This window comes from Ancylobacter vacuolatus (assembly GCF_030813595.1).
In the GTDB taxonomy this organism is placed as follows: Bacteria; Pseudomonadota; Alphaproteobacteria; order Rhizobiales; family Xanthobacteraceae; genus Ancylobacter; species Ancylobacter vacuolatus.
Genome location: NZ_JAUSUH010000001.1, coordinates 648,038 through 661,569, shown reverse-complemented (window position 1 = coordinate 661,569; position 13,532 = coordinate 648,038). Strand labels below are relative to the sequence as shown.

The following is a 13,532-nucleotide window of genomic DNA, read 5'->3' as shown; positions in this document are numbered from 1 at the left end:
TTTTGGCTGAGGAGGCGCTGCGTGTTCTTCTATGTCTCTAAGGTCTTCTGGTTAGTCGTGGCGCCCTCCACCCTGCTCACCGTGCTGGCAGTGGCGGGGTTGGCGCTGAGCCTGCGCTGGCATCAGCTTGGCATGACGCTCGCGACGATCGGCGCTGTGGGCCTGCTGCTGATCGGCCTCGGCCCGTTCGGGCGCATGCTGCTTGTGCCGCTGGAAGGCCGCTTCCCGCCCTATGTCGAAAGCGGCCGTCAGGTTGATGGCATCATCGTGCTCGGCGGGTCGGAACTCCCCGGCATCAGCGCCGCGCGGGGGCAACCGTCTTTCCAAGAATCGGCCGAGCGCATTCTGGCGATGGGCGAACTCGCCCGCCTTTATCCGAACGCGCGCATCGTCGTTGCCGGCGGCAGCGGGCGCCTGAGCGACTCACCGATGCAGGAGGCGGATGTGGTGCGTATGGCGCTGCCGCAGATCGGGCTAGCCGAAGAGCGTGTGATGTTTGAGAGCGCCTCGCGGAATACGGCGGAGAACGCGCGCCTGGCGATGGCCCTCGTCAAACCGGCTCCAGGAGAGAACTGGCTTCTCGTTACCTCCGCCTATCACATGCCGCGCGCGGTGGGCTGCTTCCGCGCGGTCGGATTTCCAGTCACGGCCTATCCCGTCGACTTCCGCACCACCGGTGTGCCCGGCTATTTCCGCCTCTTCAGCTCGGTGGCTGAGGGGCTGAGCTTCTTCGAGCTGGCGCTGCGCGAATGGGTCGGTCTCGCCGTCTACTATTTCACAGGCCGCATCGACAGCCCGCTGCCGGGTCCGGAGGCGCGTTAGCCCTCGCCTTCCGACGGCAGGCCCACCCGGTAGACGCCGCGTAGATCCGAGGGGTCGACAGGCTTGCCCTTGCGATAGAGCACCAGCCGTCCGGCCTGGGCGAGGCGCAGCGCACCGCGCCGCACCGAAGGCAGCAGGCTCTGCCAGTCGGGCCCGGTGGCGACGCTGCGCGCCACATCCTCCGGCGTCACCGTCCGGGCGGCGCCGGGCTGGCTGGCGACGGCAAGGATCGCCGCCTCGACGGTTTCTTCGGAGGGGCGGGGAGGACTATCCGTCATTGTCGAGTACCCAGTGCGAATCCCGGCCCAGCTGCCGGTTGATCATGACGAGGAAGATGGCGAGCGTGGCGGCCATCAGCGCCCAGCCATTGATGTACCAGCCGAGATAGGCGATGGCGAAGAAGAAGGCTCGCTGCCCCCGATTGAAATGCCGTCCGGCGATGGTCGCCATGCGGGCGAGCTTGACGACATGAGCCTGCGCCTGCGGCGTCCCGGCCTCGGAGGGCGGTGGCGTCGACCCAAGCAGGATGGTCGAGTAGTTGAACAACCGATACGCCCAGGCAAACTTGAAAAAGGCGTTGGCGAAGATGAGAGTCAGGCCAAGCGTCTTCAGTTCCCAGCTCGTGCGGTTTGGGGCGCCGAAGGGCAGGTCTCTGAACAGCGCCATCACAGCCTCTGTCGATTGCAGGATGGCAAGGGTGGCGCCGATGGCCAGGAGCGAGGTGGAAGCGAAGAAGGCCGTACCGTTCTGCAGTGCAGCGACGATCTGCGCGTCGACGATGCGGTTCTCGCGCTCCAGCATGCGGCGCATCCACTCGTGACGGTACGCGTCCATCCGCCGGTTGAGGGTGCGCGATTCGGCCCAGCTTCCCTCCATCACCAGGTGATAGGCGACCCATGCCAAGCAGAATGCCGAGAAGGCGATCGCGTCGATATAGGTGAAGCCGAGCATGGTGTTACCTGGATGTCAGCTGGTCGGTCGACCGCCCTCGATTGGCCGGGAGGCCAGGATGAGCGTGGTGAGGGGGCTTTCAACAGCCCCCGGGTCGGCTTGTCGAGTGGGCGTCCATGCGGGGGAGGCAGGGCTGCACTGCGCAAGCTGCGGTGGAATGTGGCGATTTCGCGGTTGCGAACGTCGTAACGATTTATTAAATACTGTTTCAGATCGCGCCCGTATCTCGAGTCGTCGTTCGGCGCATCGCAGTGAACGTATCGTTCCGAGGATCATCATGAATTCCATTCCCGAGCGCTCCTGTTGGGGAGTCGCCCGTTGGGCCGTAGCCGCGTTCCTGGCAGCGATCGCCCTCATCTATCTGTTCGGCGGTTTTCAGGCGGCGCAGATCGCCGCCGGTTGACCTGAGGCCTTCGGGCCGCTGGTGTTTTCAGTTGCATGACAACGGCTCGGCCCGAAAAGGCCGGGCCGTTGTCATTTCAGGGCTGCCCGGTGGCGAGGCAGGATCACCGGGATTGATCACCGATATCACAGGCCTGCATTTGCCCTGCATCGCCAAATAACGGAACCTCCGGCTGGGATCGGTACAGGGAGTTGCGACGCAGTGTTGAGGCTCATCATTGGAAACAAGAATTACTCCTCGTGGTCGCTGCGGCCATGGCTGGCGATGACGGCACTGGACATTCCTTTCGAGGAGGAACTGGTGCCGCTTGATGCGCCCGACTTCAAGGATCGCCTCCGTGAGCGCTCGCCTGCTGGCAAGGTGCCGGTGCTGATCGACGGCGAGGCGGTGGTGTGGGAATCGAGCGCCATACTGGAGCATTTGGCCGAGCGATTTCCTGACAAGGGAATCTGGCCGGCGGAGCCTGCCGCCCGCGCCTGTGCCCGTTCTCTCGCTACCGAGATGCACAATGGCTTCGGCGCGCTGCGCAGCGTGGCGCCGATGAATCTCTGGCGACCGGTCGAGCCCCGCGCGTTTCCCGACGAGGCGATGAAGGACGTTCGTCGCATCGTTCGCCGTTGGGGCGAGGCCCGCGCACGCTTCGGGGCGGGAGGCGATTTTCTGTTCGGCGCGTTCTCCGGCGCCGATGCGATGTATGCGCCGGTGGCAACCCGGCTGCGCACCTATGCCATAGAGATCGACCCGGTGGCGGCCGCCTATGTCGAGGCGATCCATTGCCATCCTGCCTTCGTGGCATGGAAAGAAGCGGCGTTGAAGGAGACGGGCGCGCTCGCCGAAGACGAAGTCGACTGGCCGGTGGTGAAGCGGGTATAGAGCGCAGGTCGCTCAACGGGCCCCCGCCATGCCGCTCCACCTGCTCAAACTCTGCGTCGGTGCCGAGTCCATTGAGGACCTCGAAGCGTGGATCGCCGACTCCCTCGCTGGCAAGGCGGCCCGCGGACAGGTGGCTGAACAGGTCCACACCACCCGCATGGTGCCGACGCGGACAGCGGAATTGCTGGATGGCGGCTCGCTCTATTGGGTCGTCAAGGGCGAGGTGGCCTGTCGACAGGCCCTGATCGGCATCCGGCCCTTCGTGGATGGCGACGGCATTCGCCGTTGCCATCTCGTGCTCGATCCCATTGTCCACCGGGTCGAGCCGCGCCCCAACCGGCCCTTTCAGGGGTGGCGTTATCTGGCGGCCAAGGATGCACCGGCGGACCTTGCCGCCATGGCCGCCGCATCGGCGCTGCCGGACGAACTCCGCCGCCAACTGCGCTCGCTAGGGCTTCTCTGACGCCATCGAGGGACCTTAACGCCCTTTCGCACGTTATTCCCGTACGGAACGCGAAAGGACCCTTGGAATGAGCCAGACAAAGTCTGACGGCATGACCCACACGGACTCGGACGATCACCGCGTGGTCGACAATGGCGAAGTGGTGGTGAAGGCCAACACGGAGGAGCGGCAGGCGGTCGAGGTTAAGCCGATGCGCTATGTGCTCGGTATCAGTCTCGCATTGGTCATCGCGGCCATGGTGGTCGCCTACGCGGTCATGATCTAGCGCAGGGGCAAGTCGTCAGACGGCTACATTGTCGATAAGGCGCGTGGAGCCGATCCGAGCCGCGACAAGCAGGCGAACAGGGCCTTCCATGGTGGAGGCGATGGGAGCCAGCGTAGCGGCGTGGCGGGCCTCAAGATAATCGAGCTCAAAGCCGGCGGCGATGATGGCCGCGTGTGCTTCTTCCACAGCGTCGGCGGTTGTGGCTTCGAAAGTGATCCTCCGCGCCGCTGCGGTTAGTGCAACATAGAGCGCTGGCGCCGCCGCTCGTTCCTCAGCGGAGAGATAGACATTGCGCGAGGAAAGGGCGACGCCGTCAGCCTCGCGCACGGTCGGGACGCCGACGACCTCGACGGGGAGGTCGAGATCGTGGGCCAGGCGGCTAATCACCTGGAGCTGTTGATAGTCCTTCTCGCCAAACAGGGCGATGTCCGGTAGCGCCTGGATCAGCAGCTTGGCCACGACCGTGGCGACGCCGGCGAAATGGGTGGGGCGAAAGTCGGTTTCCAGTCCCAGCGCCGGGCCGGAAAGCGAGATGGTGGTGCAAAACCCCTCAGGATACATCTGCGCGACATCCGGCACGAAAGCCAGTGCGACCCCAGCGCCTTCCGCCTTGTCGAGATCCGCCTCCAGGGTGCGCGGATAGCGCGAAAGGTCCTCAGTCGGAGCGAACTGGGTCGGGTTGACGAAGATCGATACGATGACGCGGTCCGCCTTCTCCCGCGCCGCATCCATCAAGGCGACATGACCGGCATGCAGCGCGCCCATGGTGGGAACGAGGGCGATCCGCTCGCCGTCCGCGCGCCATTGGCGCACCTGTTCGCGCAATGCGGCGACGGTATGAACAGTGCGGATCGCGCGGGTGCTCGTCATGGCAAAAACCCCTTTCGGCCGGGGCGCGGAAGCTAGCAGAGCCGCCCCAAGGGTCAACCGGCGGCGTGGGTAAAGCTCCCAAGGTCAACCCTTGGCGAGTGGGCTGTTCGCCGGGCTGCATCCCCCGCTACACTCGCGCCGAATCCGCATCGGAAACCGCAATGGCCGCCGACAAGACCGTAACGACCAAAAACACCTCGGCGACGCCCGCTGCGCTCTCCGCCGAGGCCTCTGCCTTCCTCGCCGAGCTGGAGCGTCGGGCACCGCTGACCGCTGAGCGGCGCGGTCGCCTGATCTTTGGCCTCGATGCCACAATGAGCCGGGGACCAACCTGGGATCTCGCCTGCGCCCTGCAGATGGAGATGTTCGAGGAGGCGGCCCGCATTGGCGGGCTCGACATGCAGCTTGTCTATTATCGCGGCCTCGGCGAGTGCCGGGCCTCGCCCTGGATGGGAGACGGGACAAAGCTGGGGGCGCTGATGGGGCGCATTCAGGTTCAGGGCGGGCGGACCCAGATTGGGCGCGTACTGAGCCACGCGGGCGCGCAGGCGGCGAAGGGGCCTGTCGGCGCGCTGGTGTTCGTGGGCGACGCGATGGAGGAGAATGTCGATGCACTCTGCGCCGAGGCCGGTCCTCTGGCGCTGCGCGGCGTGCCGGCCTTCATGTTCCAGGAAGGCGGCGACCCCGCCGCCGAGCGCGCCTTTCGCGAGATTGCGCGACTGACCAAGGGCGCCTATTGCCGGTTCGACGCCGGGGCCTCCGCCGAGTTGCGCGCCCTCCTGCGCGCCGCTGCGTCCTATGCCGCCGGCGGAGCGAAGGCGTTGGCCGCCCTTGCGGGTGCCTCGCCCGGCGCACGCCGGCTCATTTCCGCGATGCAGGATACGCGATGATCAATCTGGTTATCGGGGCGGCGATCGTCGCTCTGCTCTATTACGGGCTGAAGGCGTTCGGTCGCTCCAACCCAGCGATCCTCGCCAAGCTCGGGCGCCGGGTCGGGGGCGGCGCGCTCATCCTCGTGGCCGGTTTTCTCGGGATGCGCGGCCATATCGAGACGGCCTTGCCGCTCGGGATCTTCGGCCTTTCACTCTTCGGCTGGGACATCCGCAAGGCGTTCTCTTCGGCGAAGAGCGAGGCGAGCCAGGGGCGGACGTCGAAGGTGCGGACGGCCTTTCTCGACATGGAGCTCGACCATGACAGCGGGCGGCTGGCCGGCAAGGTGATCAACGGCCCGCTGAGCGGTGCCGCGCTCGATACGCTCGACGTTCCCAGCCTTGCGCGTTTCGCCCTCGACGTGGATGTCGAGAGCCGCCAGCTACTCGAAGCTTATCTTGACCGCCGGTCGCCCGGCTGGCGTGAGAACGTGGACGGACATGCGGGCGGGCGGAGCGCTGACGCGCCGCGCCGCAGCGCGATGACGGAAGAGGAGGCCTACCAGATCCTGGGGCTTCAGCCGGGGACGGGGGCGAACGAGATCCGCCAGGCTCACCGATCCCTTATGAAGAAACTCCATCCCGACCAGGGCGGGTCGAATTATCTCGCTGCCCGGGTAAACGAAGCGAAGGATGTCCTGCTCGACCGCCATTGATCCCATCCCCCCGGTTCAGTTGCGGAAGACCATGCAACCGAAGTCGCTGCGCTTGAGGGCCTGGCAGGCCTTGCGAGCAGCGGATTCGGCATCGAAGCCGGCGAAGCGGGCACGGACGATGCGGGTCGAACCCTTGACCGCCTGCTCCGTATAGGCGTCAGCCTTGGCAAGCGCGCTGCCGGCTTTCTGCTGCGCCTTGGCGATCTGGGCGCGGGCATCGGCCTCACTGCCGAAGGCGCCGATTTGGATCGCCCAACCCGTACGCGGCGCGGCGGACTGCTCGGCGGTCTCCGCTTCCTGGCGCGGGATCTCGATCGGGCCAGCGCTGGCGACCTGAACCTGCTGCTGCTTGATGGCACGCTGGGCAGGTGCCGCTGCTTGCGTCTCGGACGCGTCCGAGACGAAGCCATTGGTGAAGGACAGCGTGCCGAGGATCCCCGGCTGATTGCTGAAGGTGGCGACAGGTGCGCTCGGCCGGGCCACCGCCACCGTCTTCACCGCGACCGGCACGATCGGCGCGGCGGAGCCGACGGGCGGCGCGTTGCGGGTCGGGGCGCTCGCCACGGCCTGGGCCGGACGGGGCGGAGCGGGGGCGGGCGTGGGCACCGAGGCCGTGGTTTCGAAATCGGCAACGGCCGACGCCATGGCGACGCGCGGGCTGCTGGTGGGCACCGGAATGGTCTTGGGCGCCGCCGGGGCTTCGTCGATCATTGCGACCGGCGCGACGGCGTCGTCGGCCGAAGCGCCCTGCGGTGCGCCGCTCATTCGGGCGACCAGCTGCCGACCGGACTGCGCCTTGCTGAGGTTTTCGCTAAGCAGCGCCACCATCTGGTTGTCGCGCGAAGCGGCGCTGGAGCCGCCCATCACCACCGCAATGACGTAGCGCCCGTCTTTCTTGACGCTGGTGAGCAGGTTGAAACCGGACGCATTGGTGTAGCCGGTCTTTATGCCGTCGACGCCATCGACGCGGCCCAGCAGGCGGTTGTGGTTGCGGATGGCGACACCGCGGTACTGGAAACTGCGAATTTCGAAGTAGCCGTAATATTTCGGGAAGCGCTCCTGAACGGCGCGGCCGAGCGTGGCGAGGTCGCGTGCGGTCGTGACCTGCTCGGGGCTGGGCAGTCCATTGGGGTTCTTGAACACCGTGCGCGACATGCCGAGCTGGCGGGCGCGACGGGTCATCAGGTTGGCGAAGCTGGAGGAACTCCCGGATATGTTCTCGGCGATCGCGACGGCGACGTCGTTGGCGGAGCGGGTGACCAGCGCCTGAATGGCATCCTCGACGGAGATGGTGGATCCCGCCTTCACGCCAAGCTTGGAAGGCTGCTGCGCGGCGGCATAGGCGGACACGCGCAGCGGCGTGTTGAGCCGCATACGGCCGCTCTCCAACTGCTCGAAGAGCAGATACAGCGTCATCACCTTGGTGACGGACGCCGGATGACGGAGCGCGTCGGGGTTATTGGCGTCGAGAATGCGTCCGGTATTGGCGTCGACGACGATATGGGAATAGCCGCGATACCATGTGCCGGTGCTGGCCACACTGCGCGTGACGGCCGATTTGGCGCGCACCGACTTCTTCTTCTTGGACGCCGCTTCCGCCACGCCGGCCCCCAGCAGGGAGACCGCCAAAACCGCCACGGCGGCACGCATGAAAGTGGTGCCAACCATTCCCGGAACCCGCATGTGACCGTCCCGCTACTCTCTGCCGGCTGACGCCGGAAACTCCACACATCCGACAGGGGCGAGACATCGCAGGGCAATTGCTGCCTCTGCGAAGGCCTCGACCGGTTAAGGAACCCTGCCGAACCATCACTTCCCAAATCTTAAAAAGGGCACGGTTACAGAGTCGTAAAGAACGCCATCAACCCTGTTGATATGGCGCGAAGATGGTGTGGGGCCCGAGCGTGACCTGCGCCATGTTGCGCTGCACAATTCTCCTTGACGAAACTTGGTGCGGTGCATTACAAAATTTCCAGGGAGAATTCCCGGGCGGGCGCGTGCGACTAATGCGCGACGCGCGTGGCGAAACACCACAGGAGTTGGGCTCATGCTGCAGAATTTTGAAGACATCCAGAAGGTCGGCAAGGACAATCTCGAGCTTGCGACGAAGAGCTTCGGCACGGTGTCCAAGGGCGTCCAGGCGATCGCCATCGAGGTCGCCGACTATTCGAAGAAGTCGTTCGAGGAAGGCACCGCCACCGCCGAGAAGCTGTTCGGCGCCAAGACGCTGGACAAGGCGGTCGAGATCCAGTCGGCCTATTTCAAGAGCGCCTATGAGAGCTTCGTCGCCCAGGCGACCAAGATGGGCGAGCTTTATGCCGACCTCGCCAAGGAAACCTACAAGCCATATGAGAGCGTGCTCGCCAAGGTCTCTGTCACCAAGTGATCTGCGGCCGCTGACCGGCTGGAACTGACATTCACGCGCCGGACGCTCGTCCGGTGTCGGGGCTGCCCGGAACGGGAGTTCGGGCTGTCCACGCGTTTCAAAAGGCCCGGCCTCAGCGCCGGGCCTTTTTCTTTTGGCTGGTGTGCGCGTGACGTTTTCCCTTGGATCGAAGCATGGGGCAGGGTGCGTTGGTGCCCCCCTCATGGAATTGTCACCGGAATGCGACAGTCGGTTCCGCTCGGGCCTCTGGCGTGAGCGGAGATGCGTACTTATTATAGCTAGCGAAGGCCGGTTCGCCGGTTGGGGAAAGCATGAATGTCCGACCACGCCAAATTCCAGCCGCGTGAGGCTATGATGGGCGACGATGAACGTCGCCGCCGGGGAGACAACGCACCCGGCACGGCGGTTATCACGCGCACCAAGCCGCAGGCAAAGCGGCCAAATCTCTACCGGGTGCTTCTGGTCAACGACGACTACACGCCAATGGAGTTCGTCGTGCATGTGCTGGAGCACTTTTTCAGCAAAAACCGGGAGGAAGCCACCCAGATCATGCTGCATGTGCATCAGCATGGCGTGGGGGAGTGCGGTATCTTCACCTATGAAGTGGCCGAGACAAAGGTCACTCAGGTGATGGACTTCGCACGCAAGCACCAGCATCCTTTGCAGTGCGTCATGGAGAAGAAGTGACGCCCCGCGACGGCTAAATGAAGAGGTCCCGATGCCCACCTTCTCCCGAAGCCTCGAGCAGTCGCTTCACCGGGCCCTCGCGCTCGCCAATGAGCGCCACCACGAATACGCCACGCTTGAGCACCTGCTGTTGTCGCTGGTCGATGATCAGGATTCGGCGGCCGTGATGCGCGCCTGCAATGTCGACATCGACAAGCTCCGGCGCAATCTCGTCGAGTACATCGATACCGAGCTCGACAATCTGGTGCAGGACGCAGGCGAGGATTCAAAACCGACGGCCGGTTTCCAGCGCGTAATCCAGCGCGCCGTTATCCATGTCCAATCTTCAGGTCGCGAGGAAGTCACCGGGGCCAACGTTCTGGTGGCGATCTTCGCCGAGCGTGAAAGCCATGCGGCCTATTTCCTGCAAGAGCAGGACATGACGCGCTATGATGCCGTCAACTACATCAGCCACGGCATCGCCAAACGCGCCGGCATGTCGGAAAGTCGACCCGTTCGCGGCGCCGAGGAGGAGACGGAGACGAAGACCGGGGAGGACACCAAGAAGAAGGCCGACGCGCTCGAGGCCTATTGCGTGAACCTCAACAAGAAGGCGCGCGAGGGCAAGATCGACCCGCTGATCGGGCGGGACAGCGAAATCCAGCGCACCATCCAGGTGCTCTGCCGCCGCTCCAAGAACAACCCGCTCTTCGTGGGCGACCCCGGCGTGGGCAAGACCGCCATCGCTGAAGGGCTGGCGCGTCGCATCGTCGCCGGCGAAGTGCCCGAGGTCCTCGCCAAGGCCACCGTCTTCTCGCTCGACATGGGCGCGCTGTTGGCGGGCACCCGCTATCGCGGCGATTTTGAGGAACGCCTCAAGCAGGTGGTCAAGGAAATCGAGGCCTATCCCGACGCCATCATGTTCATCGACGAAATCCACACGGTGATCGGCGCCGGCGCGACCTCCGGCGGGGCTATGGATGCCTCCAATCTGCTCAAGCCTGCCCTCGCGGCGGGCACGCTACGCTGCATCGGCTCGACCACCTACAAGGAATACCGCCAGTATTTCGAGAAGGACCGGGCCCTGGTCCGCCGCTTCCAGAAGATCGATGTGCCGGAGCCGACGGTGCCGGACGCGATCGAGATCCTGAAGGGGTTGAAGCCCTATTTCGAGGATTATCACCGGCTGCGCTACACCAACGACGCCATCAAGGCGGCGGTGGAGCTCTCCGCGCGCTACATCCATGACCGCAAGCTGCCGGACAAGGCGATCGACATCATCGACGAATCCGGCGCGGCGCAGATGCTCCTCCCGGAGAGCCGGCGCAAGAAGATCATCGGCGTCAAGGAGATCGAGGCCACAGTGGCCACGATCGCCCGCATCCCGCCCAAGTCGGTTTCCAAGTCCGATACCGAAATCCTCTCGGCGCTGGAGACCACGCTTAAGCGCGTCGTCTATGGGCAGGACAAAGCGATCGAGGCTTTGTCCTCGGCGATCAAGTTGGCGCGGGCGGGTCTGCGCGAGCCGGAGAAGCCGATCGGTTCCTACCTGTTCTCCGGCCCGACCGGCGTGGGCAAGACCGAGGTTGCCAAGCAACTCGCCTCAAGCCTGGGTGTCGAGCTGCTGCGCTTCGACATGTCCGAGTACATGGAGCGGCACACCATCTCGCGGCTGATCGGCGCGCCTCCCGGCTATGTCGGCTTCGACCAGGGCGGCCTGTTGACCGATGGCATCGACCAGCACCCGCACTGCGTGCTGCTGCTCGATGAGATCGAGAAGGCGCACCCCGACCTGTTCAACATCCTGCTGCAGGTGATGGACCACGGGAAGCTGACCGACCACAACGGCAAGCAGGTGGATTTCCGCAACGTCATCCTCATCATGACGACCAATGCGGGCGCTGCCGACCTGTCGAAGTCGGCCTTCGGCTTCACCCGTACCAAGCGGGAAGGCGATGACGTGGAGGCCATCAATCGCCTCTTCGCACCCGAGTTCCGCAACCGCCTCGACGCCATCATCCCCTTCGCCCACCTCACCAATGAGGTCATCTCGTTGGTGGTGGAGAAGTTCGTGCTGCAGCTTGAGGCGCAACTGGCCGATCGTAATGTCACCATCGAGCTGTCGGACGAGGCGACTGCCTGGCTGGTGGAGCGCGGCTACGACCAGCAAATGGGCGCGCGGCCAATGGGTCGGGTGATCCAGGAGCACATCAAGAAGGCGCTGGCCGACGAGGTGCTGTTCGGCAAGCTGCGCTCGGGTGGCCATGTCCGCGTGGTGCTGCTGACCAATGACGATGGCGAGACCTCCCTCGGTTTCGAGTTCCCGGAAGGGCCGATCACGCCCAAGCCCGAGAAGATCGAGCCGCCCAAGGCCAAGCGGGCGCCGCGTCGCAAGGCTCCCGCCGCTAAGGCTAAGAAACCGGCCGCGACGGCAAGCCGGGCCAAACCCGGCTCCTCGAAAGTGCCGAAGGTGCCGTTGGTCAAGGCCTGAGCCCGACCCGAGCATTTGCGAGAAATGGAGGAACCGCCCGCGACAGTGTCGCGGGCGGTTTCGTTTCATGATGTCCTGCGAAGGCGAGCTTAGCGGCGCGCGCTCTTAGCTCCGGCGACGGCAAGCTCGACAGCAAAGCCCCGCGGCAGAGACTCATGGCAGCTATGCGGCGCAGGGCCGTCCTTTCGCTTGACGGCCGGGGGAGGGCGCCGCAGAACGCCGGCGCGAGTTCACATGAATGCCTTCCCGGATTCTCATCCCCAAGATCCAATTCGCCCGGCGCGCTGGTTTGCGCGGGGGATGCGTGGCGCCGTGTCGACGCCCGGCCTCGTGCTGGTGGCAACGTTCATCGGCTTCGGCGGATTGCTGCACGATCTCGGCTTCCCGATTTTCGCCGGCATTCTCTCGACCCTGCTGGTTTGGGCGCTGCCGGCGCAGGTGATCCTGGTCGGCGGGCTGGCGGCGGGGGCCTCATTGCCGGCGCTTGCAGTGGCGGTCTGCCTTTCGGGCGTGCGTCTGCTGCCCATGGTGGTGTCGCTGATGCCGCTGATGCGTGGCCCGCGCCCAAGGTTGCTCAGCGAACTCGTCTGCGCCCATTTCGTCGCCGTCACCATGTGGGCGGAAGGGTTTCGGCTGCTGCCCAAGGTGGCGCCGGAAGGGCGTCCCTCCTATGCCGCCGGGCTCGGTTTTGGCCTAACCGCGCTCAGCATGGCCGGCACCGCCATCGGCTTCTTTCTCACCGGCGCGCTGCCGGGCCCGCTGGCGGTCGCCCTGCTGCTGCTGACGCCGATCTCCTTCGCCATCCTGCTGGTGCGCAACGCCCGCCGGCCGGTTGACTGGCTCGCCATCGGGCTCGGGACGGCGATCTCGCCATTGGTGGCCAACTCACCGGGCGGGCTCGACCTGTTCTGGGCGGGGGTGGGCGGCGGCACGCTGGCCTTTTTCATCGCCCGCTTGCTGCCGGAGCGGCGGGCATGAATTTCTTCACTACCGAGCTCGGCGCCATGCTGGTGGTGATTTTCGTCGGCTTCCTGCCGAACGAGGTCTGGCGCGTGCTTGGCGTGCTGTTCGGTCGCCGGATCGATGCGGACAGTGTTTGGATGCAATGGGTGCAGGCGGTAGCGACGGCACTGCTGGCGGCGGTGGTGGCGCGGCTTCTGCTGGTGCCCAGCGGCGCGCTGGTCACCTTGCCGCTCTGGCTGCGCGCTGGTGCCGTTGCAAGCGGCATTGCCGGCTTCCTCATCGGGCGCCGATCCGTTCTCGCCGGTGTGCTGGTCGCCGAGACGGTATTGGTGGTCGGTGCCTGGTGGCTCGGCGTCAGCCCATAAGCGCCGCTTTGAGCCGCGCGGCCTGTTCGGCCAGCACGTCGGGCGATTCTTTGTAGGACAGCGGCGGGCGCAGCTCGACCGCGGTATGGCGCGGAATGACGTGGACATGCAGGTGGAACACCTCCTGCCCGCCAGCCTTCTCATTGTGCTGGGACAGGGTGATTCCTTCCGCCGCGAACACCTTCATCTGCGCCTGCGCGATGCGCTGTGCCACGGCCATGACAGCGGCGAGATCGCCGGCCTCGACATCGAGAAGGTTGCGAGCCGGAGCCTTGGTAATGACGAGAGCATGGCCGGCCGCCCGCGGCATGATGTCGAGGAACGCGAGAACGTGGTCGTCCTCATAGACTTTATAGGCGGGGATTTCGCCGCGCAGGATCTTCGCGAAGATGTTACCGGGATCGTAAGCCATGGGTTCCTCCCTGTCGG

General features: G+C 65.2%; 17 protein-coding genes. 12 read left to right on the top strand and 5 right to left on the bottom strand.

What is annotated here, in order from left to right; all coding sequences use genetic code 11:
• Positions 1–21: 21 nt before the first annotated feature.
• A complete protein-coding gene (locus J2S76_RS03160; RefSeq protein ID WP_307057436.1) occupies positions 22–822 on the top strand; it encodes a YdcF family protein in 801 nt (266 codons plus the stop codon).
• On the opposite strand, the gene J2S76_RS03155 is transcribed toward J2S76_RS03160, so the two are convergent.
• Both J2S76_RS03155 and J2S76_RS03150 read right to left on the bottom strand, forming a co-directional pair.
• The gene (locus J2S76_RS03155; RefSeq protein ID WP_307057434.1) at positions 819–1,100 is read right to left on the bottom strand and encodes a DUF3253 domain-containing protein; all 282 of its coding nucleotides are present in this window, start codon (positions 1,098–1,100) and stop codon (positions 819–821) included. The genes J2S76_RS03160 and J2S76_RS03155 overlap by 4 nt on opposite strands.
• Positions 1,090–1,773 (bottom strand): DUF599 domain-containing protein, encoded by a 684-nt coding sequence (locus J2S76_RS03150; RefSeq protein ID WP_307057432.1) that lies wholly within the window; start codon positions 1,771–1,773, stop codon positions 1,090–1,092. Before J2S76_RS03150 ends, J2S76_RS03155 begins: the two co-directional genes overlap by 11 nt.
• 277 nt (positions 1,774–2,050) lie before the next feature.
• Here J2S76_RS03150 and J2S76_RS03145 point away from each other — a divergent pair, with 277 nt between their 5' ends.
• The 4 genes from J2S76_RS03145 to J2S76_RS03130 all read left to right on the top strand — a co-directional run bounded on the left by J2S76_RS03145 (position 2,051) and on the right by J2S76_RS03130 (position 3,777).
• Positions 2,051–2,176 carry a hypothetical protein gene (locus J2S76_RS03145; protein WP_307057430.1) on the top strand — a complete coding sequence of 42 codons (126 nt, stop codon included), beginning with the start codon at positions 2,051–2,053 and terminating at the stop codon, positions 2,174–2,176.
• 201 nt (positions 2,177–2,377) lie between these two features.
• Positions 2,378–3,049, top strand: coding sequence for a glutathione S-transferase family protein (locus J2S76_RS03140; RefSeq protein WP_307057428.1), 672 nt, complete (start codon positions 2,378–2,380; stop codon positions 3,047–3,049).
• Positions 3,050–3,077: 28 nt separating this feature from the next.
• Complete coding sequence (locus J2S76_RS03135) at positions 3,078–3,512, top strand: DUF1489 family protein (RefSeq protein WP_307057426.1); 435 nt, start codon at positions 3,078–3,080, stop codon at positions 3,510–3,512.
• 67 nt (positions 3,513–3,579) lie between these two features.
• Complete coding sequence (locus J2S76_RS03130; RefSeq protein ID WP_307057424.1) at positions 3,580–3,777, top strand: hypothetical protein; 198 nt, start codon at positions 3,580–3,582, stop codon at positions 3,775–3,777.
• Positions 3,778–3,792: 15 nt separating this feature from the next.
• Here the strand turns inward: J2S76_RS03130 and panC are convergent, their stop codons facing one another.
• Positions 3,793–4,647 (bottom strand): pantoate--beta-alanine ligase, encoded by an 855-nt coding sequence (gene panC, locus J2S76_RS03125; protein WP_307057422.1) that lies wholly within the window; start codon positions 4,645–4,647, stop codon positions 3,793–3,795.
• A 161-nt stretch (positions 4,648–4,808) separates the two neighbouring features.
• Here panC and J2S76_RS03120 point away from each other — a divergent pair, with 161 nt between their 5' ends.
• Both J2S76_RS03120 and J2S76_RS03115 read left to right on the top strand, forming a co-directional pair.
• Positions 4,809–5,537: a VWA domain-containing protein gene (locus tag J2S76_RS03120; RefSeq protein ID WP_307057420.1), complete on the top strand. Its 729-nt coding sequence runs from the start codon at positions 4,809–4,811 to the stop codon at positions 5,535–5,537.
• On the top strand, positions 5,534–6,232 hold the full coding sequence (locus tag J2S76_RS03115) for a DnaJ domain-containing protein (protein WP_307057418.1): 699 nt from the start codon (positions 5,534–5,536) through the stop codon (positions 6,230–6,232). The genes J2S76_RS03120 and J2S76_RS03115 overlap by 4 nt, the downstream gene beginning before the upstream one ends.
• A gap of 15 nt (positions 6,233–6,247) precedes the next feature.
• Here J2S76_RS03115 and J2S76_RS03110 read toward each other — a convergent pair whose 3' ends face one another.
• Entirely contained in the window at positions 6,248–7,900 is a 1,653-nt protein-coding gene (locus J2S76_RS03110; protein ID WP_307057415.1) for an SPOR domain-containing protein, read from the bottom strand.
• A 379-nt stretch (positions 7,901–8,279) separates the two neighbouring features.
• Here J2S76_RS03110 and J2S76_RS03105 point away from each other — a divergent pair, with 379 nt between their 5' ends.
• The 5 genes from J2S76_RS03105 (at position 8,280) to J2S76_RS03085 (ending at position 13,103) form a co-directional block, all read left to right on the top strand.
• Positions 8,280–8,618 (top strand): phasin family protein, encoded by a 339-nt coding sequence (locus J2S76_RS03105; RefSeq protein WP_018390645.1) that lies wholly within the window; start codon positions 8,280–8,282, stop codon positions 8,616–8,618.
• 315 nt (positions 8,619–8,933) lie between these two features.
• Complete coding sequence (clpS, locus tag J2S76_RS03100; protein ID WP_370874682.1) at positions 8,934–9,305, top strand: ATP-dependent Clp protease adapter ClpS; 372 nt, start codon at positions 8,934–8,936, stop codon at positions 9,303–9,305.
• A gap of 31 nt (positions 9,306–9,336) precedes the next feature.
• Positions 9,337–11,775, top strand: a complete 2,439-nt coding sequence (clpA, locus tag J2S76_RS03095; RefSeq protein WP_307057413.1) for an ATP-dependent Clp protease ATP-binding subunit ClpA — start codon at positions 9,337–9,339, stop codon at positions 11,773–11,775.
• A gap of 312 nt (positions 11,776–12,087) precedes the next feature.
• On the top strand, positions 12,088–12,753 hold the full coding sequence (locus J2S76_RS03090; protein ID WP_307057411.1) for an AzlC family ABC transporter permease: 666 nt from the start codon (positions 12,088–12,090) through the stop codon (positions 12,751–12,753).
• Positions 12,750–13,103, top strand: coding sequence for an AzlD domain-containing protein (locus J2S76_RS03085; protein WP_307057409.1), 354 nt, complete (start codon positions 12,750–12,752; stop codon positions 13,101–13,103). The genes J2S76_RS03090 and J2S76_RS03085 overlap by 4 nt, the downstream gene beginning before the upstream one ends.
• Here the strand turns inward: J2S76_RS03085 and J2S76_RS03080 are convergent.
• Positions 13,093–13,515 (bottom strand): HIT family protein, encoded by a 423-nt coding sequence (locus J2S76_RS03080; protein WP_307057406.1) that lies wholly within the window; start codon positions 13,513–13,515, stop codon positions 13,093–13,095. The two genes, J2S76_RS03085 and J2S76_RS03080, sit on opposite strands and share 11 nt — an antisense overlap.
• Positions 13,516–13,532 lie beyond the last annotated feature (17 nt).